The following is a 19,222-nucleotide window of genomic DNA, read 5'->3' on the forward strand; positions in this document are numbered from 1 at the left end:
ATTCACTCCTTGCTAGATAGACTGGAATCGGCAGGAACCTGGAACACGTGTCGCAAGTAGGCGACGAAATTCGGGTCTTTGCAGTGGGACTTGCCTGGCTCGTCGGAGATCTTCGCCACCGGTTGGCCGTTGCAGGCAGTCATTTTAAGCACGATGCTCATCGGTTCGACACCCGGAATGTCACAGGTGAGGTTGGTGCCGATGCCGAAGCTGACGTTGATCCGACCGTGCAGCGCGCGGAAGATCTCCAGCGATTTGGGCAGGGTCAGGCTGTCGGAGAACACCAGGGTCTTGCTCATCGGGTCGATGCCGAGCTTGTGATAGTGCGCGATGCATTTTTCGCCCCACACCACAGGATCGCCGGAGTCGTGGCGCAGACCGTCGAACAGCTTGGCGAAGAACAGATCGAAATCGCCGAGGAAAGCATCGGTGGTGATGCAGTCGGTGAGGGCGATCCCTAGCAAGCCCCGGTATTCACGCACCCAGCAATCAAGCGCAGCAATCTGGCTGTCGATCAGCCGTGGACCGAGTTGCTGGTGCGCCATGATCCACTCGTGGGCCATGGTGCCCAATGGCTTCATGTCGAGTTCACGGGACAAGTGCACGTTGCTGGTGCCGACGAAACGCCCCGGGAAATCGTGCTTGAGCACGTTCACCACTTCAGCCTGCACGCCATACGAAAACCGCCGGCGCGTGCCGAAATCGGCGACTTGCAGTTGCGATAGCTCATCGGCCGAGGCGTTGGCGGTCAGCCAGTCGAACTTGCGATAGAGCTGCTCGCGCGCCTGTTCGAGCACGGTTTCGCGGTAGCGATAGCGGTTGCGCACTTCGCTGACGATCGCCAGCAGCGGCACTTCGTAAAGGATTACATGCAGCCATGGCCCGCGCAGACGGATGAACAGCTCGCCGTTCTCAATGCCGGTATGCACGTAGCGCAGGTTGAAGCGGAACAGCCCGAGGAAACGCAGGAAGTCAGGTTTCAGGAAGCTGATGCGCTCAAGAAAACTCAGTTGATCGGCACTCAGGCTCAGCTCGGCCAGACGTTCGATCTGATAGCGGATCTCGGCCAGATACGGGCGCAGATCCTCGCTGTTACGGCAACGAAACTCCCATTCGACTTCGACGTTGGGGTAGTTGTGCAGCACCGCCTGCATCATCGTCAATTTGTAGAAGTCGGTGTCGAGCAGGTTCTGCACGATGCGATCGGCAAACACGCTCTCGCTCATAACGGGGTCTCCAGGTGCGCCGCGCTGTGGCGCGGTCTCAATCAATGGCGCTAGTGGCGCATATCAGGGACGAAGATTGCCAGCAATTTTTTAGATCAGCGCAGAACCCTGGTGGGAGCGAGCCTGCTCGCGAAGGCGTCATTTCAGTCGAAATGGTTATTGAATGTGCCGGCCTCTTCGCGAGCAGGCTCGCTCCCACATTTTTCAATCGAGTCAAATTTCCGGGCTGTCGATCTGTTCGAGCATCCACTTCACAAAGTCCCGCACCTTCGGCACTTCCGCCGCATGCTCCGGGTACGCCAGGTAATAGGCATCAGTGCTGGGCATGGCATGCTCAAAGGGAATGACCAGTTTGCCGTCGGCCAATTCCTCCTCCACCAGAAACCGTGGCAATAGCGCCACACCACAGCCGACCTGCGCAGCACGAATGCACATATAAAAGGTTTCAAACCGTGGCCCGTGATAGCTGTGTTCGGTCTGGTAGCCTTGGCTGTCGAACCAGTCGTGCCAGGCCTGCGGGCGCGAGGCATTTTGCAGCAGGACCAGATCGGTGAGTTGCGTCGGATCAGTGAACGGCTTCTCCGGCAGGCTGCCCGGCGCACACACCGGCACCAGCTCTTCGCCGAACAACTTCAGGCATTCCGTGCCGGGCCGCGAACCCTGGCCGAAATAGAACGCCAGATCGCTGCGCCCCTGCAGCAGATCATCCGCTTCCTGCTCGTTGCACAAGTCCAGATGAATCGACGGATGACGTAGCCGCCAGCCTTTCAGGCGCGGCACCAGCCAGCGCGCGCCGAAGGTCGATGGAGTAGATACGCGCAGGACTTCAGTTTCGCCGCCGTAGGAACGCAGGTAATGCGTCGACATCTCCACTTGCGTGAGGATTTTTCGCACCTCAACCAAGTACAAATCCCCGGCCGGGGTCATCTGCAAACGTCGGCGCACGCGGAGGAACAATAAGTGTTGTAACAATTCCTCAAGCTGCGCGACCTGCTTGCTCACCGCACTCTGGGTCAGGTTCAGTTCCTCGGCGGCGCGGGTGAAACTCAAGTGCCGTGTCACGGCCTCGAAGCACTGCAACGCGGTGATCGAGGGCAAGTGGCGTTTGTTCAGCATGGCCGATCCTTTTCTTGTCTTTCTGTGCTCAGCATGAATAAACGGAATGATATCTCGCGTAAAGGTCGTTTGTTGCCTTGCCAATGTGACGCTACAACTAAAGGCCTGCCCGGTCGTGCAAACAGCGGCCGCACACATTCAGTTTTTTGCTTGAGGAGTGACCCATGGTTGCCGCATTGCTTGATCGTCTAGGTGTGAATCCGGCCCTGTATCAGAACGGCAAAGTGCCGGTGCATTCGCCGATCGACGGCAGCCGCATCGCCGCTGTGAACTGGGAAGGTCCGGCCGAAGTCGAGCAGCACATCAGTCGCGCAGATCATGCGTTCGAGCAATGGCGCAAGATTCCGGCCCCGCGTCGCGGCGAATTGGTGCGTCAGTTCGGTGAAGTGTTGCGTGAATACAAAGCCGACCTCGGCGAACTGGTTTCGTGGGAGGCGGGCAAAATCACCCAGGAAGGTCTGGGTGAAGTGCAGGAGATGATCGACATCTGCGATTTCGCCGTCGGTCTTTCTCGCCAACTCTACGGTTTGACCATCGCCTCCGAGCGTCCGGGCCACCACATGCGTGAAACCTGGCATCCGCTGGGCGTGGTCGGGGTGATCAGCGCGTTCAACTTCCCGGTCGCGGTGTGGGCGTGGAACACCACGCTGGCGCTGGTCTGCGGTAACCCGGTGGTGTGGAAACCGTCGGAAAAAACTCCGCTGACCGCACTAGCCTGTCAGGCGCTGTTTGATCGTGTGGTGAAGAATTTTACCGATGCGCCGGCGAATCTTTGCCAAGTGATCATCGGTGGTCGCGACGCGGGTGAAGCGCTGGTCGATGACCCGCGTGTCGCCCTGATCAGCGCCACCGGCAGCACGCGCATGGGCCGCGAAGTAGCGCCGAAAGTCGCCGCGCGTTTTGCCCGCAGCATTCTGGAACTGGGCGGTAACAACGCGATGATCCTCGGCCCTAGCGCCGACCTCGACATGGCCGTGCGCGCGATTCTGTTCAGCGCCGTCGGTACCGCCGGTCAGCGCTGCACCACGTTGCGTCGTCTGATCGCCCATGAATCGGTAAAGGAAGAAATCGTCACCCGCCTCAAGGCCGCTTATTCGAAAGTACGCATCGGCAACCCACTGGAAGGCAATCTGGTCGGCCCGCTGATCGACAAGCACAGCTTTGAAAACATGCAGGATGCGCTGGAGCAGGCATTGAGCGAGGGTGGTCGGGTGTTTGGCGGCAAGCGTCAACTGGAAGATCAGTTCCCCAACGCCTACTACGTGTCGCCAGCGATTGTTGAAATGCCCGAACAGAGTGATGTGGTCTGCAGCGAAACCTTCGCGCCGATTCTGTATGTGGTTGGCTATAACGATTTCGAGGAAGCGCTGCGCCTGAACAACGCGGTGCCGCAAGGGTTGTCGTCGTGCATCTTCACCACGGACGTGCGCGAGGCTGAGCAGTTCATGTCGGCGGTGGGCAGCGATTGCGGGATTGCCAACGTCAACATCGGCCCGAGCGGCGCTGAGATTGGTGGTGCGTTTGGTGGTGAGAAGGAAACGGGTGGTGGGCGTGAATCGGGTTCCGATGCATGGCGCGGATACATGCGCCGTCAGACCAACACCGTGAACTACTCGCTGGAGTTGCCGCTGGCGCAGGGCATCACCTTCGACTGAGGATGGAGGAAGCTGAAAAGATCGCAGCCTTCGGCAGCTCCTACATAGGTGGCGCCAGGCTGCGGTTTTGTAGGAGCTGCCGAAGGCTGCGATCTTTTGGCGGCCCCACAAGCGCATTTGGTTAGGTTTCTGTTGGAGTCTGGCAATGCCGTTACGCGAAGAATGTCTGTGGGAAAAACTCACGCCACAAAGGCCGGATAACACCGCGCTCAAGGGCGAAGTCAAAGTCGATGTCTGCGTGATCGGCGCCGGGTTCACCGGGTTGTCGGCGGCGCTGCACCTGTTGGAAAAAGGCAAAAGCGTCTGCGTGCTGGAAGCCCATCGCGCGGGTCACGGCGGTTCCGGGCGCAACGTCGGGCTGGTCAACGCCGGCATGTGGATCCCGCCGGACGAGATCGAGGCCGGTTTCGGTGAAGCGGTCGGCAGTCAGCTCAACCGCATGCTCGGGGCCGCGCCGGCGCTGGTGTTCAGCCTTGTGGATAAATACAACATCGATTGCCAGTTACGCCGCGAAGGCACGCTGCATATGGCGCATAACGCCAAGGGCGAGGCGGATCTGCGCAGTCGCGAGCAACAATGGAAACGTCGTGGTGCACCGGTCGAGCTGTTGACCGGCAAGGCCTGCGAACAGGCCACCGGCACGCAAAAGATCGCTGCGGCTTTGCTCGATCGTCGCGCCGGTACGCTCAATCCGATGGCGTATGTCACCGGGTTGGCCAACGCAGTGATCCGTCTTGGCGGAAAAATGTTCGATCATTCGCCGGTCACTCGCCTCGAGCGTCAGGGCGCTAACTGGTCGGTGCAGACCGAGCACGGTTCGGTACTGGCCGGGCAAGTGGTCATCGCCTCCAATGCCTACACCGAAGGCGACTGGACCGAACTCAAGCGCAACTTCTTCCCCGGTTACTACTATCAGGTCGCTTCGGTGCCGCTGACCGAAGATGCCGCGCAGGAAATTCTCCCGGGCGGCCAGGGTTCATGGGATACCCGTCAGGTCTTGAGCAGCATCCGCCGCGACAAAGAGGGACGCTTGTTGCTCGGCAGCCTGGGTAACGGCAATCAGAAACCTGCATGGTTTCTCAAGGCCTGGGCCGACCGCGTGCAGCAGCATTATTTCCCCAATTTGAAACCGGTTGAATGGGAATGCACCTGGACCGGGCGCATTGCGTTTACGCCCGACCACCTTATGCGTTTGTTTGAACCTGCTCCCGGACTGGTTGCCGTTACGGGCTACAACGGTCGGGGCGTCACTACCGGCACGGTGGTCGGCAAAGCCTTCGCCGATTACCTGTGTAACGGTAATCCCGGGGCGCTGCCGATTCCTTTCGCACCGATGCAGCCCTTGACCGGCGTGGGCTTGCGCAGTTGCCTGTACGAGGCCGGGTTCTCGCTGTATCACGCGGGCCAGTGCCTGCGCATCGTCATTTGAGTGTTGAAATATGTTGCCGGAAGCAGCGCTTTTCGATGCAGCGACTAGCCTGTAATGGTGCGGGTTGTAGCAGTCCCGCACCAGCAGTGTGCAGTTCGGTGACGCGGGCTGTTACAGGCTGGTTGCACGTTGTTTGGCGCCGCGGTTGCAATGATGGCGCGTGCGGGTTGCGCCTGAAAAAATAAATGGTTTCACCTTCCGCGGTTTAGACGGTTGCACGCCCAATGAAAATGGGAACGAAACAGTCGAAATAACAAGAAAGCAGCGACTTTTTGAAGAATAAAAAACCGATGGCACGGCCCTTGCTCTGAGCATTCAGTGAAGTGAAGTCGCAGTGCCAACTAAAAAAAACCTTGGAGCACCACCTCATGTCCCAGACGTTTTACAAGAAAGGCTTTCTGGCCCTCGCAGTGGCTACTGCGTTGGGTGTTTCTGCGTTTGCTCAAGCTGATGTGAAAATCGGTGTAGCGGGTCCGATGACGGGCGCCAACGCGGCATTTGGCGAGCAGTACATGAAGGGTGCACAGGCAGCGGCTGACGCAGTCAACGCGGCAGGTGGCGTCAACGGGGAGAAAATCGTACTGGTCAAAGGCGATGATGCCTGCGAACCGAAGCAGGCCGTGACGGTCGCCAAGGACCTCACCAACCAGAAAGTCGCCGGCGTGGTCGGTCACTTCTGCTCCTCTTCGACCATTCCAGCGTCGGAAATCTACGACGAAGCCGGGATCATCGCGATCACCCCGGGTTCGACCAACCCGCAAGTCACCGAGCGCGGTCTCAGCGCCATGTTCCGTATGTGCGGGCGTGACGACCAGCAAGGCATTGTGGCCGGTGACTACATCGTCGACGTGCTCAAGGGCAAGAAAGTCGTCGTACTGCATGACAAGGACACCTACGGCCAAGGCCTGGCGGATGCCACCAAGGCACAACTGGTCAAGCGCGGCGTAACGCCCGTGTTGTACGAAGGCCTGACCCGTGGTGAAAAAGACTTCAGCACCATCGTCACCAAGATCCGTGGCGCCGGCGCCGACGTCGTCTACTTCGGCGGTCTGCACCCGGAGGCCGGCCCGCTGGTTCGCCAACTGCGTGAACAAGGCCTGAAAGACGTCAAGTTCATGTCCGATGACGGCATTGTGACTGACGAACTGGTGACCACCGCCGGTGGCCCGCAATTCGTCGACGGCGTACTGATGACCTTCGGCGCCGACCCACGCCTGCTGCCAGACAGCAAGACCGTGGTAGATGCTTTCCGCAAGGCCGGTACCGAACCTGAGGGCTACACCCTGTACGCCTACGCTTCGGTGCAGACCCTGGCTGCTGCCTTCAATGGCGCGAAGTCCAACAAGGGTGAAGAGGCTGCGGCCTGGCTGAAGAAAAATCCGGTGAAAACCGTCATGGGTGAAAAAACCTGGGACTCCAAGGGCGACCTGAAAGTCTCCGACTACGTGGTTTACCAGTGGGACAAGGACGGCAAATATCACCAGCTGGAAAAACAGAAGTAAGGGCTGACGCGATCAGTTGATCCCACGGTTCCTTTGTAGGAGTGAGCCTGCTCGCGATGACGGAGTTACAGGCAACACATGTGTTGAATGTTAATCCGCTATCGCGAGCAGGCTCACTCCTACAGGGGGCGGTGGTGACGGGTGAATCGTGGCTGACATTGCTCCGACGTAAATCTGTATTTTCCTTAGAAGAGCCGCACGTCCACAGGCGTGCAGGTTCTCACTGCGTGAGATTGCGTTATGGATGGTATTTTCCTGCAGCAACTGGTCAACGGCCTGACCCTCGGGTCGGTCTATGGCCTGATCGCCATCGGCTACACAATGGTCTATGGCATCATCGGCATGATCAACTTCGCCCACGGCGAGGTTTACATGATTTCCGCTTACCTGGCGGCAATCAGTCTGGCTCTGCTGGCTTACTTCGGTATTGAATCCTTCCCGCTGCTGATGCTCGGCACCCTGATCTTCACCATCGTCGTTACGGCGGTGTATGGCTGGGTCATCGAGCGAGTCGCTTACAAACCCCTGCGCAACTCCACCCGACTGGCACCGCTGATCAGCGCCATCGGTATTTCCCTGATCCTGCAAAACTATGCACAGATCGCCCAAGGCGCCAAACAACAGGGCGTACCCACCCTGCTGACCGGTGCATGGCGTGTCGAAATCGGTACCGGTTTCGTGCAACTGACCTACACCAAAGTCTTTATTCTGGTGGCCGCGTTTGTCGGCATGGGGCTGCTGACCTACATCATCAAGTACACAAAGCTCGGTCGTATGTGTCGCGCGACCCAGCAAGACCGCAAGATGGCATCGATCCTCGGCATCAACACCGACCGGGTCATTTCCTACGTGTTCATCATCGGTGCAGCCATGGCGGCGCTGGCCGGTGTGCTGATCACCATGAACTACGGCACTTTCGACTTCTATGCCGGCTTCATCATTGGCATCAAGGCATTTACCGCAGCGGTATTGGGCGGAATCGGTTCGCTGCCTGGCGCGATGCTCGGCGGAATCATCCTCGGCATTTCCGAGTCGCTGTTCTCCGGTCTGGTCAACTCCGACTACAAAGACGTGTTCAGCTTCTCGCTGCTCGTACTTGTTCTGGTCTTCCGACCACAAGGTCTGTTGGGCCGTCCTCTTGTGTCGAAGGTGTAAGCGATGTCTTCAACCACTCAAAAATCCATCGATATCAAAAAAAGCCTGGTTGAGGCGATTCTTGCCGGCCTGATTGCCCTGATTGTTTTCGGCCCGATTGTCGGCGTCGTGCTCGAGGGATACAGCTTCAACCTCGAACCGACCCGCGTGGCCTGGATCATTGGCGTTGTCATGCTCGGTCGCTTTGCCCTCAGCCTGTTCCTGCAAACGCCCAAAGGCCTGAAAATTCTCGACGGATTCGAGAGCACCGGTTCCGGTGTGCATGTGTTGCCTGCCGATCATAAATCCTCGCTGCGCTGGATCATCCCGCTGCTGATTGTGCTGGCCGTCATTGTTCCGTTTGTCTCCAACTCCTATCTGCTGGGCGTGGTCATCCTCGGGTTGATCTACGTGCTGTTGGGGTTGGGGCTGAACATCGTGGTCGGTCTGGCCGGTCTGCTCGATCTTGGTTACGTGGCGTTCTACGCCATCGGCGCCTACGGTCTGGCGCTCGGTTATCAATACCTCGGTCTGGGTTTCTGGACGGTGCTGCCGCTGGCAGCCATCACGGCCGGGCTGGCCGGCTGCATCCTCGGTTTCCCGGTGTTGCGTCTGCACGGCGACTATCTGGCGATCGTGACCCTGGGCTTCGGTGAAATCATTCGCCTGATCCTCAACAACTGGTTGTCGCTGACGGGCGGCCCGAACGGTATGCCGGCACCGCTGCCGACGTTTTTCGGTCTGGAGTTCGGCAAACGGGCAAAGGATGGCGGGGTGCCGTTCCATGAGTTCTTCGGTATCGCCTACAACCCGGATGTGAAGTACTACTTCATCTACGCAGTGTTGTTCCTGGTGGTATTGGCCGTGCTGTACATCAAGCATCGTCTGGTGAAAATGCCGGTGGGCCGCGCCTGGGAAGCCTTGCGGGAAGATGAAATTGCCTGCCGCTCGATGGGCCTTAACCACGTGCTGGTCAAGCTTTCGGCGTTCACCATCGGTGCGTCGACCGCAGGCCTCGCCGGTGTGTTTTTTGCGACCTACCAAGGCTTCGTCAACCCGACCTCGTTCACCTTCTTCGAATCGGCGCTGATCCTCGCCATCGTTGTGCTTGGCGGTATGGGCTCGACCATCGGTGTGGTAATCGCCGCGTTCGTGCTTACCGTCGCTCCGGAACTGCTGCGCGGCTTCGCCGAATATCGCGTGTTGCTGTTCGGCATCCTGATGGTCTTGATGATGATCTGGCGACCACGCGGGCTGATCCGCATCAGCCGTACCGGGGTCACTCCACGCAAAGGTGCCATTCACTATGAGAGGACTGCGCCATGAGTGAAGTCGTACTCTCTGTTGAAAAACTGATGATGCATTTCGGTGGCATCAAGGCCTTGAGCGACGTCAGCCTGAAGGTCAAACGCAACTCGATCTTCGCCCTGATCGGCCCCAACGGCGCCGGCAAGACCACGGTGTTCAACTGCCTGACCGGTTTCTATAAAGCTTCCGGCGGCAAGATCGAACTCAACGTGCGCGGCCAGCAGACCAACGTCATCCAGTTGCTCGGCGAGTCGTTCAAACCGACCGACTTCGTCTCGCCGAAATCTTTCCTCAGCCGCATGTACTACAAGATGTTCGGCGGCACACATTTGGTGAACCGTGCAGGCCTGGCGCGAACCTTCCAGAACATTCGTTTGTTCAAGGAAATGTCGGTGCTGGAAAACCTGCTGGTGGCCCAGCACATGTGGGTCAACCGCAACATGCTCGCCGGCATCCTCAACACCAAGGGCTATCGCAAGGCCGAAAGCGATGCGCTGGACTGCGCGTTCTACTGGCTGGAAGTGGTCGATCTGGTCGACTGCGCCAACCGTCTCGCCGGTGAGCTCTCGTACGGCCAGCAACGCCGTCTGGAGATCGCCCGGGCCATGTGCACGCGGCCGCAGATCATCTGCCTCGACGAACCGGCCGCCGGCCTCAACCCTCAGGAAACCGAAGCGCTGAGCGCGATGATCCGGCTGCTGCGCGACGAGCACGATCTGACCGTGGTGCTGATCGAACACGACATGGGCATGGTTATGAGTATTTCCGACCACATCGTGGTGCTGGACCACGGCATCGTCATCGCCGAAGGCGGGCCTGAAGCCATTCGCAACGACCCGAAAGTGATTGCCGCCTACCTGGGCGCCGACGAAGAGGAGCTGGTATGACGCAACCGATCCTCGAACTCAAAGACCTCGACGTGTTCTACGGCCCGATCCAGGCGCTCAAAGGTGTTTCGCTGCAAATCAATGAAGGGGAAACCGTCAGCCTGATCGGCTCCAACGGCGCCGGCAAATCGACGTTGCTGATGTCGATCTTCGGCCAGCCACGGGCGGCGGGCGGGCAGATCCTTTATCAAGGCGTCGACATCACCCACAAGTCCTCGCACTACATCGCCTCCAACGGCATTGCGCAGTCGCCGGAAGGGCGGCGGGTGTTCCCTGACATGACCGTCGAGGAAAACCTGCTGATGGGCACCATCCCGATTGGCGACAAGTACGCCAAAGAGGATATGCAGCGTATGTTCGAGCTGTTTCCACGGCTTGAAGAGCGACGTAACCAGCGGGCGATGACCATGTCTGGCGGTGAGCAGCAAATGCTCGCCATTGCCCGCGCATTGATGAGCCGGCCGAAGCTGTTGCTGCTTGATGAGCCGAGCCTCGGGTTGGCGCCGATTGTGGTGAAGCAGATCTTCGCGACCCTGCGGGAACTGGCGAAAACCGGCATGACCATCTTCCTGGTCGAGCAGAACGCCAACCATGCGCTGAAACTGTCGGATCGGGCGTATGTGATGGTTAACGGCGAGATTCGCCTGACTGGCACCGGCAAAGAACTGCTGGTGAACGAGGAGGTGCGTAACGCCTATCTGGGCGGGCACTGATTCTTCCACGTTATGCACAGCCCCGGCGACGCAAGTCCCGGGGTTTTTTCATATCCAAAACATACCGCACGCCTGTGTAGGAGCTGCCGAAGGCTGCGATCTTTTGATGTTGTCTTTAAAGAACAAAAGATCGCAGCCTTCGGCAGCTCCTACAGGGAATTGATCAGTGATTTCAAGTCTTGCGTGGAATTGTGGAAAACAAATTCCCCAAGCTGCCAAAGCGCGACATATAGACGCTGCAAATGGCTGTTTTTCCACAGTTTTGACTTGTCCCCGTTTGCTGTGGAGCTGGCTGTGAATAACGTGGGTGTATCTGGCTGGGCGCCTTGTAAACCGTGGTCTGCAAGTGTGTGGTTGTTTTTTGATCAGGAGGTTTTGCGGGAGCTGAAGACGTCGTTGTCAACCTTTTTCTGGGTATCGCCACTCAGCCAGTTCCAGATGGTCAAGGCTGTGGATAAGTCTGTGATTAAACTCTGGAAAGACCGCGCTGAGCGCCGTAATTACTGGCCTCGCGCAATCACTGTGCTGAACGTCCGTTCGTGCAAAATGCCATGTCCGGCACATCCGCCACTTCAGGGTCAAGCAAAAAACTTTCTATTTCGCCCGCAAAGCCTTGTGTGGCGGGGCTTTGCGCGTTTGCACTTGCCCCCGGAAACTGTGGAAGGGACTGTGGATAACATGCGCGCACATGGCTACAGGCCACGGGGGCTGTGGCGTCGACAGAGTTGGTTGTTTTTTGTACCGCTTGTGGGTGTTGCCCGTGAATGCGCGGGCGGGCATGCTGCCTGCTGATTTTCTATTCCAAGGGCTGCTGCGGTGGCCGAAGCAAGGAGAACACGATGTCCAACACCCTGTTTATCACCGGCGCGACGTCCGGATTTGGTGAAGCCTGCGCCCGCCGTTTTGCCGAGGCTGGCTGGAAACTGGTGCTGACCGGCCGTCGTGAAGAACGCCTCAATGCGTTGTGCGCCGAGTTGTCGAAGCAGACCGAAGTGCACGGCCTGGTGCTCGACGTGCGTGATCGCAAGGCGATGGAAGAGGCGATTGCCAACCTGCCGCCGTCGTTCGCCAAGCTGCGTGGCCTGATCAACAACGCAGGTTTAGCACTGGGCGTTGATCCTGCGCCGAAGTGCGATCTGGACGATTGGGACACCATGGTCGACACCAACGTCAAAGGCCTGATGTACGCCACGCGCTTGCTGTTGCCGCGCCTGATCGCCCATGGTCGTGGCGCAGGCATCGTCAACCTCGGCTCCATCGCCGGTAACTATCCGTATCCAGGCAGCCATGTGTATGGCGCGACCAAAGCGTTCGTTAAACAGTTCTCGCTGAACCTGCGTTGCGACTTGCAGGGCACCGGCGTGCGCGTCAGCAACATCGAGCCGGGCCTGTGCGAAAGCGAATTCTCGCTGGTGCGTTTCGCTGGCGATCAGGAGCGCTACAACGCGACTTACGCCGGTGCCGAGCCGATCCAGCCGCAGGACATCGCCGAGACGATTTTCTGGGTGATGAATGCGCCGGCGCACATCAACATCAACAGCCTGGAGTTGATGCCGGTGAGCCAGACCTGGGCCGGGTTTGCCATTGAGCGCAATAAGGCCTGACACCGCGTTACGGCCAATCGCTGGCAAGCCAGCTCCCACAGGTTTATTGGCGTACACAAATCTTGTGAACGGCTCGATACTTGTGGGAGCTGGCTTGCCAGCGATGAGGCCAGAACAGGCAAAAAATGGCGATAAGGTAAACTCCCTTCGCAACAACCCAACCGCACCCCGCGGTTTTCCGGGTTTTCGAGGAGTCAAAGTGAGTAACCGAGGTGAGCAGGCACTGCTCAAACAATCGACCATTCTGATGTTGGCTGTGGCGATTGCCGGGATTGTCACCGGTTTTGTTTCAGGTTCCCAATCCATCCTTTTCGATGGTTTTTTCTCGCTGATCGCAACGTTCATCAAAGTCCTGATGCTGATCACTGCCAAGCTGATCGCCAAGCAAAGCAACCACCGTTTCCAGTTCGGTTTCTGGCACCTGGAGCCGATGGTGCTGCTGATCGAAGGCAGCTTCCTGATGTTGATCGCGATCTACGCGTTTCTCAACGGAGTGTTCGGCATCATCAACGGTGGCCGCGACATCGAGCTAGGACTGGTGATCATTTATGCAGCGGTGTTTACCGTGGTCGAATTCGCCTACTTCTTCTACGTACGGCACCGTAACCGCACGCTCAAATCCAGCCTGATCCAGTTCGACAACATCAGCTGGCTGGTGGACGCGATGCTATCCGTGGGCCTGTTGATAAGCTTCCTCGCGGCGCTGCTGTTGAAATCGCAGGGTTATGGCCAGTGGGCAGTGTATGTCGACCCGCTGATCCTGATTGTACTGGCGCTGACCATGCTGCCACCGGCGTTCAAGATCCTTGGCCCGGCCTTACGCGATGTGCTGGGGATCGCGCCGGACACGCTGGATGATCAGGTGCGCCAAGTGATGGACGCGGCGAAAACCGAGCATGGTTTTGACGACTATGTGTCGTACGTGCAGAAGCACGGACGGGCACGGTTTATCGAGATTCATGTGGTGTTGCCGGCGGATTATGTGCTGAGCAATGTCGGACAGCTGGATGCGTTACGTGAGGAGATTTCGGCGAAGCTGGGCAAGCCGGATGCGGCGCGCTGGTTGACCATCAGCTTTACCGGGGACAAGAAGTGGATTGCCTAGAGACCGTGTAACGGCCATTCGTCGGATCGCCGCCCGGAGCAGGCTCACTCCTACATTTGGAATGCGTTCCCCTGTAGGAGTGAGCCTGCTCGCGATAGCTATTTATCCGTCAGCGCAGGTATTCAGCCAGACCGTGGTAACAAGTCGCCAAGTGATACGGCGTGGTAGAAGGCATGTCCTTGCGACTCACCTCGCCCAATTCATCCCGGCACTCATGCCAGCCACCGGCATGCAGAAACCGCTGCTGCAACGCCTGCAACTGGTGCAGCACCACGGCTTCACTGCCCTGACGCAACGTCAGCGCCCGCAGGTATTCCGCCTGCGCCCAGATCCGCTGAGTCGAATCTCGCGGGCGTCCGTTCGTTTCCAGATCGAGCATCGCGCGCACCGCGCCGGATGGCTGCACCACACCGTATTGCTCGGTGAAGGCAAACGCGCGGTCGAGCGCCGCGTGCAGTTTCGAACCACGCAGCAACGGCGACGATTCGAGCAGGAAATACCATTCGAACTGATGCCCCGGCTCATACCAGTTATCCACAGCGCCGAGCGGCTTTTCCATCAACACGCCATATTGCGGGTCGACGAACTGCTTGTGCATGGCTGTGCATAACTCCAGCAACGCCTTCTGCGTGTGGGCATCTTCGCGAACCGCCAGGGTGGCGAGAAACGCTTCGGCCAAGTGCATCAACGGGTTTTGCAGCGGACCGGTTTGCAGGGTGATCCAGTCGCGCTCCAGGCAGGCTTCGTACAAGCCATCGCCGGTCGCAAAGCGTCGGCCGATGATTTCCAGCGCCGCATTCAAAGTCGACTCGACCAGTGGATCGCCGGACTTCGCCCAGTAATGCGCGCAAGCGAACAGGATAAAGGCGTGGGTGTAGAGATCCTTGCGCTGATCCAGCGGCTTGCCTTGGGCATCGATGCTGTAGAACCAGCCGCCGTGCTCGGCGTCATGAAAGTGCCGTTGCAAGGAGCGGAACAGCACCGCCGCACGCACTTCAGCGTTATCCACAACCCCGATCAGGCTGGAAAACAGATACAGCTGGCGTGCGCAGGCCATCGCCCGATAGCGTTGCGGGGGCAGGGGCTGATGCGCGGCGTCCAGCGCCTCGTAGGGCAGCGCCATGTCAGCGTTCCAGCCCGGGCCTTGCCAGAGCGGCACTATGACGTTGAAGAAGTGCTGTTGCACCGCGCCGAACGTGGCGGTCAATTCGGGCAGGGAGGTGGAGCGGGAAGCGTGGGGCATGGGCGGACGTCGTCACGGCTGGGGCGATTGCGCGACATGGTAGCAGAGCGGCGGCCGTTAGAGTCTTGGTGTCTGATCGGCCGTCATCGCTGGCAAGCCAGCTCCCACAGGTGATTGGGTAAGTCCACAATTGTGTGAACACCAAATATCCTTGTGGGAGCTGGCTTGCCAGCGATGAGGCCGGTACAGGCGATGGAGATTAGCCTGCCAGCAGCCAGGCGCCCGTTATTGCTGAGGCAGCACCGGCAAGGCGCACCAACGGCGCAGCCGCCTGAGGCAGGAAACGCACCACGGCATAACCCGCCGCATGCAGCGCAGCTGTCGCAGCCACAAAACCCGCCGCATACGCCCAAGGACTGCTCATGTCCGGCAGTTCCAAGCCATGCGCCACACCATGGAACAACGCAAACACCGCCGTCGCCACCACCGCCATGACCAACGGCGGACGCACCGCCAGCGCTACCGCCAGACCCAACGCCAGCACCGACGCAGCAATCCCGCTTTCCAGCGCCGGCAATTGCAGCCCTTCAAACCCGAGCAGGCCGCCCATCAGCATGGTGCCGACAAACGTGCACGGCAGCGCCCAGCGCGCCGCACCTTGCTGCTGCGCGGCCCACAAGCCAACAGCCACCATCGCCAGCAAATGGTCGAGGCCGCCGATCGGGTGGCTGATGCCTGCGATCAAACCACTGTCGCCATGCCCCGGGTGAGCGAATGCCAGCGCTGGCGTCAGCAGCAGCGCCACGGCGCCAAGAATACGTTTGAGTGTCATGGATAAGCTTCCTTGTTGAAAAGTGAATCAGGCTGCAGTCAGCAGGCCCTGGCGTTCGATGAAGGCGATGATTTGCTCAAGGCCCTGACCGGTTTTCTGGTTGCTGAAGACGAACGGCTTGCCGTTGCGCATGCGCTTTGTATCGCTGTCCATCATTTCCAGCGAAGCGCCAACCAGCGGCGCGAGGTCGATCTTGTTGATCACCAGCAGGTCGGACTTGCAGATCCCCGGCCCGCCCTTGCGTGGCAGCTTGTCGCCGGCCGAAACGTCAATCACGTAGATGGTCAGGTCGGACAGTTCGGGGCTGAAGGTCGCTGAGAGGTTGTCGCCACCGGACTCCACCAGAATCAGATCGAGCCCCGGAAAGCGCCGGTTCAGTTGATCGACCGCTTCAAGGTTGATCGAGGCGTCTTCGCGGATCGCCGTGTGCGGGCAGCCGCCGGTTTCCACGCCGATGATCCGCTCCGGCGCGAGGGCTTCGTTGCGCACGAGGAAATCGGCGTCTTCGCGGGTATAGATATCGTTGGTCACCACGGCGAGGTTGTAGCGCTCGCGCAGGGCCAGGCACAGGGCCAGGGTCAAAGCGGTTTTGCCGGAACCGACCGGGCCGCCGATGCCGACGCGCAGAGGTTGTGTGTTCATTAATGTTTCTCCTAGGAGCGAAAGAGGCGGCTGTACTGGCGCTCGTGGGCCATGCACGCCAGGGACAGGCCGAACGCGGCGCTGCCCATGTGGTCGGGATTGATTCGGCTGGCGTCCTGCTGTGCTTGTTGCAGCAGCGGCAGCAGTTCGCTGGTCAGGCGCTGGGCGGCTTGCTGGCCGAGCGGCAGGGTTTTCATCAGGACGGCGAGCTGGTTTTCCAGCCAGCTCCACAGCCACGCGGCGAGGGCGTCCTGCGGGCTGATGCCCCAGGCGCGCGCGGCCAGCGCCCAGCACAAGGCCAAATGCGGTTCGGGGCATTGATCGAGAAAATCGCGGGCGGGCGCGTCGAGTTCCGGTAGGCCGTTGAGCAGTTGCTGCAACGAATAGCCCATCTGCCGGCTCTCCAGATGCAACTCGCGGGTCTCGCGACTGGCGCGATGGCTTTCGCAGAGGCTCAGCAACTCCGCCCATTGTTCATCCGCCGCCGCTTGGCAATGCGCGAGCAGCAGCGGCGCCTCGAAGCGGGCGAGGTTGAGCAGCAATTGATCGCTGATCCAGCGCCGGGCGCTTTGCGGGTTATCGACGCGGCCATTATCCACAGCCATTTCCAGGCCTTGCGAATAGCTGTAGCCGCCAATCGGCAATTGCGGACTGGCCAGGCGCAGTAGCGCCCAGGCCGGATTCACAGGCGTACGCCGAACTGATGGAGTTTCGGCGCGTAGTTGAAGTCTTCGTCGCCGTGGCGTGAGTGGTGATGGCCGCCGCCATAGGCGCCGTGTTCCGGCTGGAACGGTGCCTCGATGGCTACGACCTGTGCGCCGAGCTGTTCGAGCATGGCTTTGAGCACGTAATCGTCGAGCAGACGCAGCCAGCCATCGCCGACTTGCAGGGCGACGTGGCGATTACCCAAGTGATAAGCCGCACGAGTCAGCTCGAAAGCATTGGCGCAGGTGACGTGCAGCAATTGCTCAGGGCGGGCGCAGACGCGGACAATTCGGCCGTCTTCAGCCTGTAGGCATTCGCCGTCATACAGCGGCGGCTGACCGCGCTCCAAAAACAACCCGACGTCTTCGCCTTCGGCACTGAAACAGCGCAGACGGCTTTTGCTCCGCGCTTCGAAGGTCAGGTGCAACTCGGCGGCCCAGACGGGTTGAGGGTCGGTTCTGCGGTGAATCACCAGCATCGGAAAGCTTCCAGCTATGGACAATACTCTGGCTAGAGCAAGGGCCTTGCCAATCGGACGAGATGTAGGAAATCCCTGTCGGAGCGTAGTGGATGTTTCAAGATGTTGCGGGAATATGGAAGGTTTTGGTGCGTGAAGATTTTTTTATGCACCAAATGGAGGCCGTGACGCCGCACCTTTGTAGGAGTGAGCCTGCTCGCGATAGCAGTGTGTCAGTCAGCAAATATTTGTCTGATAGACCGCTATCGCGAGCAGGCTCACTCCTACAGGGGATTTGTGGTGTGGCGGGAAGAGGGGAATTACTCGGTACTGCCCAAGCCTTGCCAATGCTTGAGCCCGATAAAGATGAAGCGCAACTGCTGGGTGATCTTCGCCTGTGGCGTCAGATGCTCCGGCAGGGCTTCGGCGGGCGGATCGATGATGTCGGGGAGGGTGGCGAATACCGATTTGACGATCAGGTCAGCCATTACGCTCAGGCCTGCGGCATCCAGATGCTGCAGCTTGGGCATCATCGTCAGGTCAGAAGCCAGGTCGGAGCTGATGTTCTCGCGCAGGCGACCAATGGCCTGACGCACCGGCAGCGAACCGCCGTATTGCTCGCGAGCGAGAAACAGGAATTGCGAACGGTTGGCGCTGACCACGTCGAGGAAGATCCGCACGGACGCATCGATGATGCCGCCCATGACGAATTCGTTGTGCCGCACCAGACGGATGGTTTCGCGGAAGGTCTGGCCTACTTCACTGACCAGCACCAGGCCCAGTTCGTCCATATCGGCAAAGTGCCGGTAGAAACCGGTCGGCACGATGCCGGCGGTTTTCGTCACTTCACGCAGGCTCAGGCTGCCGAATCCTCGGCCGCTTTCCATCAAGTGGCGGGCAGCGTCCATGAGGGCGTTGCGGGTCTGTTGTTTCTGTTCGGCGCGGGGCAGCATCGCAGGGTGTGTCTTTCGGCAGGACAAGCGCGGCACTCTAGCAAATCGGCTTTGTCGGCGTCGAACGGGAGGAGATACGGGGGAGGATTCAGCGGGGTTGAAAAGTCAAAAGCCCAATCGGGTGATTGGGCTTTTTTTCGAGGCCGCCATGGGCTTAGCTCAAAGCGCTGTTGCGTTCGATCACACGATCACCGCCGCCTTCAGCGAGGGTCTGGCCTTGGGGAGTGCGGTCGCTACCATCGGAAGCCAGGGTTTGACCTTGTGGTGTACGGTCGCTGCCATCGGAAGCCAGGGTTTGACCTTGTGGGGTACGGTCGCTGCCATCAGACGCCAGGGTTTGACCCTGTGGAGTGCGATCGGAACCGTCTTGCACCAGACCTTTCTCTTCGAGGCGATCACGGCCACCTTCGGCTACGGTCTGACCTTGTGGAGTCTTGTCATAGCCATCTTGCACCAGGCCTTTTTCTTCCAGGCGGTTGCGGCCGATTTCAGCCAGGGTCTGGCCCTGTGGGGTGCGGTCGCCGCCGTCAGCAGCTACGGGTTGGCTGAATACCGAGTGGCTGGATTTCACTTGCGGAGTGGCTTGGGCGGCAGCGGGCAGGGCGAAAGCAGTGCTGGCTAGCATCGACAGGGGAAGGCTGAGCAGTAATTGGCGGTTCATGATGGGTTGCTCCTTGGGAGGGCGATAAAGTGGGTACGAGGGCAATGCTACTCTCGATAAGTCGATATAAAAGTTCATAAACGCAATGGTAATAATCAACAGAATTGATT

At 59.2% G+C, this 19,222-nt stretch carries 18 protein-coding genes; 9 read left to right on the forward strand and 9 right to left on the reverse strand.

Features of this window, described 5'->3' with window-relative positions:
* Window positions 1–2 precede the first annotated feature (2 nt).
* Both pncB and AK821_RS05275 read right to left on the reverse strand, forming a co-directional pair.
* On the reverse strand, window positions 3–1,226 hold the full coding sequence (gene pncB / locus AK821_RS05270; RefSeq protein WP_064388655.1) for a nicotinate phosphoribosyltransferase: 1,224 nt from the start codon (window positions 1,224–1,226) through the stop codon (window positions 3–5).
* A gap of 213 nt (window positions 1,227–1,439) precedes the next feature.
* Window positions 1,440–2,342, reverse strand: a complete 903-nt coding sequence (locus tag AK821_RS05275) for a LysR family transcriptional regulator (RefSeq protein ID WP_064388656.1) — start codon at window positions 2,340–2,342, stop codon at window positions 1,440–1,442.
* Between the two features lie 164 nt (window positions 2,343–2,506).
* Between AK821_RS05275 and amaB the strand changes: the two genes are divergently transcribed.
* From amaB to AK821_RS05320, 9 genes are all read left to right on the forward strand, one after another.
* Window positions 2,507–3,997 carry an L-piperidine-6-carboxylate dehydrogenase gene (amaB, locus tag AK821_RS05280; RefSeq protein ID WP_008078287.1) on the forward strand — a complete coding sequence of 497 codons (1,491 nt, stop codon included), beginning with the start codon at window positions 2,507–2,509 and terminating at the stop codon, window positions 3,995–3,997.
* A gap of 145 nt (window positions 3,998–4,142) precedes the next feature.
* Window positions 4,143–5,426 carry an L-pipecolate oxidase gene (gene amaA / locus AK821_RS05285; protein WP_064388658.1) on the forward strand — a complete coding sequence of 428 codons (1,284 nt, stop codon included), beginning with the start codon at window positions 4,143–4,145 and terminating at the stop codon, window positions 5,424–5,426.
* 368 nt (window positions 5,427–5,794) lie between these two features.
* Window positions 5,795–6,928 (forward strand): ABC transporter substrate-binding protein, encoded by a 1,134-nt coding sequence (locus AK821_RS05290; RefSeq protein ID WP_007915892.1) that lies wholly within the window; start codon window positions 5,795–5,797, stop codon window positions 6,926–6,928.
* A gap of 240 nt (window positions 6,929–7,168) precedes the next feature.
* Window positions 7,169–8,083, forward strand: coding sequence for an ABC transporter permease subunit (locus AK821_RS05295; RefSeq protein WP_064388660.1), 915 nt, complete (start codon window positions 7,169–7,171; stop codon window positions 8,081–8,083).
* A 3-nt stretch (window positions 8,084–8,086) separates the two neighbouring features.
* The gene (livM, locus tag AK821_RS05300; RefSeq protein ID WP_064388662.1) at window positions 8,087–9,388 is read left to right on the forward strand and encodes a high-affinity branched-chain amino acid ABC transporter permease LivM; all 1,302 of its coding nucleotides are present in this window, start codon (window positions 8,087–8,089) and stop codon (window positions 9,386–9,388) included.
* Window positions 9,385–10,257, forward strand: coding sequence for an ABC transporter ATP-binding protein (locus AK821_RS05305; protein ID WP_016985385.1), 873 nt, complete (start codon window positions 9,385–9,387; stop codon window positions 10,255–10,257). The genes livM and AK821_RS05305 overlap by 4 nt, the downstream gene beginning before the upstream one ends.
* On the forward strand, window positions 10,254–10,970 hold the full coding sequence (locus AK821_RS05310) for an ABC transporter ATP-binding protein (protein WP_064388664.1): 717 nt from the start codon (window positions 10,254–10,256) through the stop codon (window positions 10,968–10,970). Before AK821_RS05305 ends, AK821_RS05310 begins: the two co-directional genes overlap by 4 nt.
* A gap of 839 nt (window positions 10,971–11,809) precedes the next feature.
* Window positions 11,810–12,574, forward strand: a complete 765-nt coding sequence (locus AK821_RS05315) for an SDR family oxidoreductase (RefSeq protein WP_007915905.1) — start codon at window positions 11,810–11,812, stop codon at window positions 12,572–12,574.
* 199 nt (window positions 12,575–12,773) lie between these two features.
* Window positions 12,774–13,679, forward strand: a complete 906-nt coding sequence (locus tag AK821_RS05320) for a cation diffusion facilitator family transporter (RefSeq protein WP_064388666.1) — start codon at window positions 12,774–12,776, stop codon at window positions 13,677–13,679.
* A gap of 109 nt (window positions 13,680–13,788) precedes the next feature.
* On the opposite strand, the gene AK821_RS05325 is transcribed toward AK821_RS05320, so the two are convergent.
* From AK821_RS05325 to AK821_RS05355, 7 genes are all read right to left on the reverse strand, one after another.
* Complete coding sequence (locus AK821_RS05325; protein ID WP_064388668.1) at window positions 13,789–14,922, reverse strand: AGE family epimerase/isomerase; 1,134 nt, start codon at window positions 14,920–14,922, stop codon at window positions 13,789–13,791.
* Between the two features lie 199 nt (window positions 14,923–15,121).
* On the reverse strand, window positions 15,122–15,694 hold the full coding sequence (locus AK821_RS05330; protein WP_064388670.1) for a HupE/UreJ family protein: 573 nt from the start codon (window positions 15,692–15,694) through the stop codon (window positions 15,122–15,124).
* A gap of 27 nt (window positions 15,695–15,721) precedes the next feature.
* Entirely contained in the window at window positions 15,722–16,336 is a 615-nt protein-coding gene (ureG, locus tag AK821_RS05335) for an urease accessory protein UreG (RefSeq protein ID WP_007915910.1), read from the reverse strand.
* An 11-nt stretch (window positions 16,337–16,347) separates the two neighbouring features.
* A complete protein-coding gene (locus AK821_RS05340; protein ID WP_064388673.1) occupies window positions 16,348–17,022 on the reverse strand; it encodes an urease accessory protein UreF in 675 nt (224 codons plus the stop codon).
* A complete protein-coding gene (gene ureE / locus AK821_RS05345) occupies window positions 17,019–17,519 on the reverse strand; it encodes an urease accessory protein UreE (RefSeq protein WP_064388675.1) in 501 nt (166 codons plus the stop codon). The genes AK821_RS05340 and ureE overlap by 4 nt, the downstream gene beginning before the upstream one ends.
* A gap of 299 nt (window positions 17,520–17,818) precedes the next feature.
* The gene (locus tag AK821_RS05350; protein WP_064117221.1) at window positions 17,819–18,451 is read right to left on the reverse strand and encodes a TetR family transcriptional regulator; all 633 of its coding nucleotides are present in this window, start codon (window positions 18,449–18,451) and stop codon (window positions 17,819–17,821) included.
* 154 nt (window positions 18,452–18,605) lie between these two features.
* The gene (locus tag AK821_RS05355; RefSeq protein WP_064388677.1) at window positions 18,606–19,112 is read right to left on the reverse strand and encodes a hypothetical protein; all 507 of its coding nucleotides are present in this window, start codon (window positions 19,110–19,112) and stop codon (window positions 18,606–18,608) included.
* Window positions 19,113–19,222: the final 110 nt, after the last annotated feature.

Source organism: Pseudomonas sp. RIT-PI-r (assembly GCF_001297015.1).
Taxonomy (GTDB): domain Bacteria; phylum Pseudomonadota; class Gammaproteobacteria; order Pseudomonadales; family Pseudomonadaceae; genus Aquipseudomonas.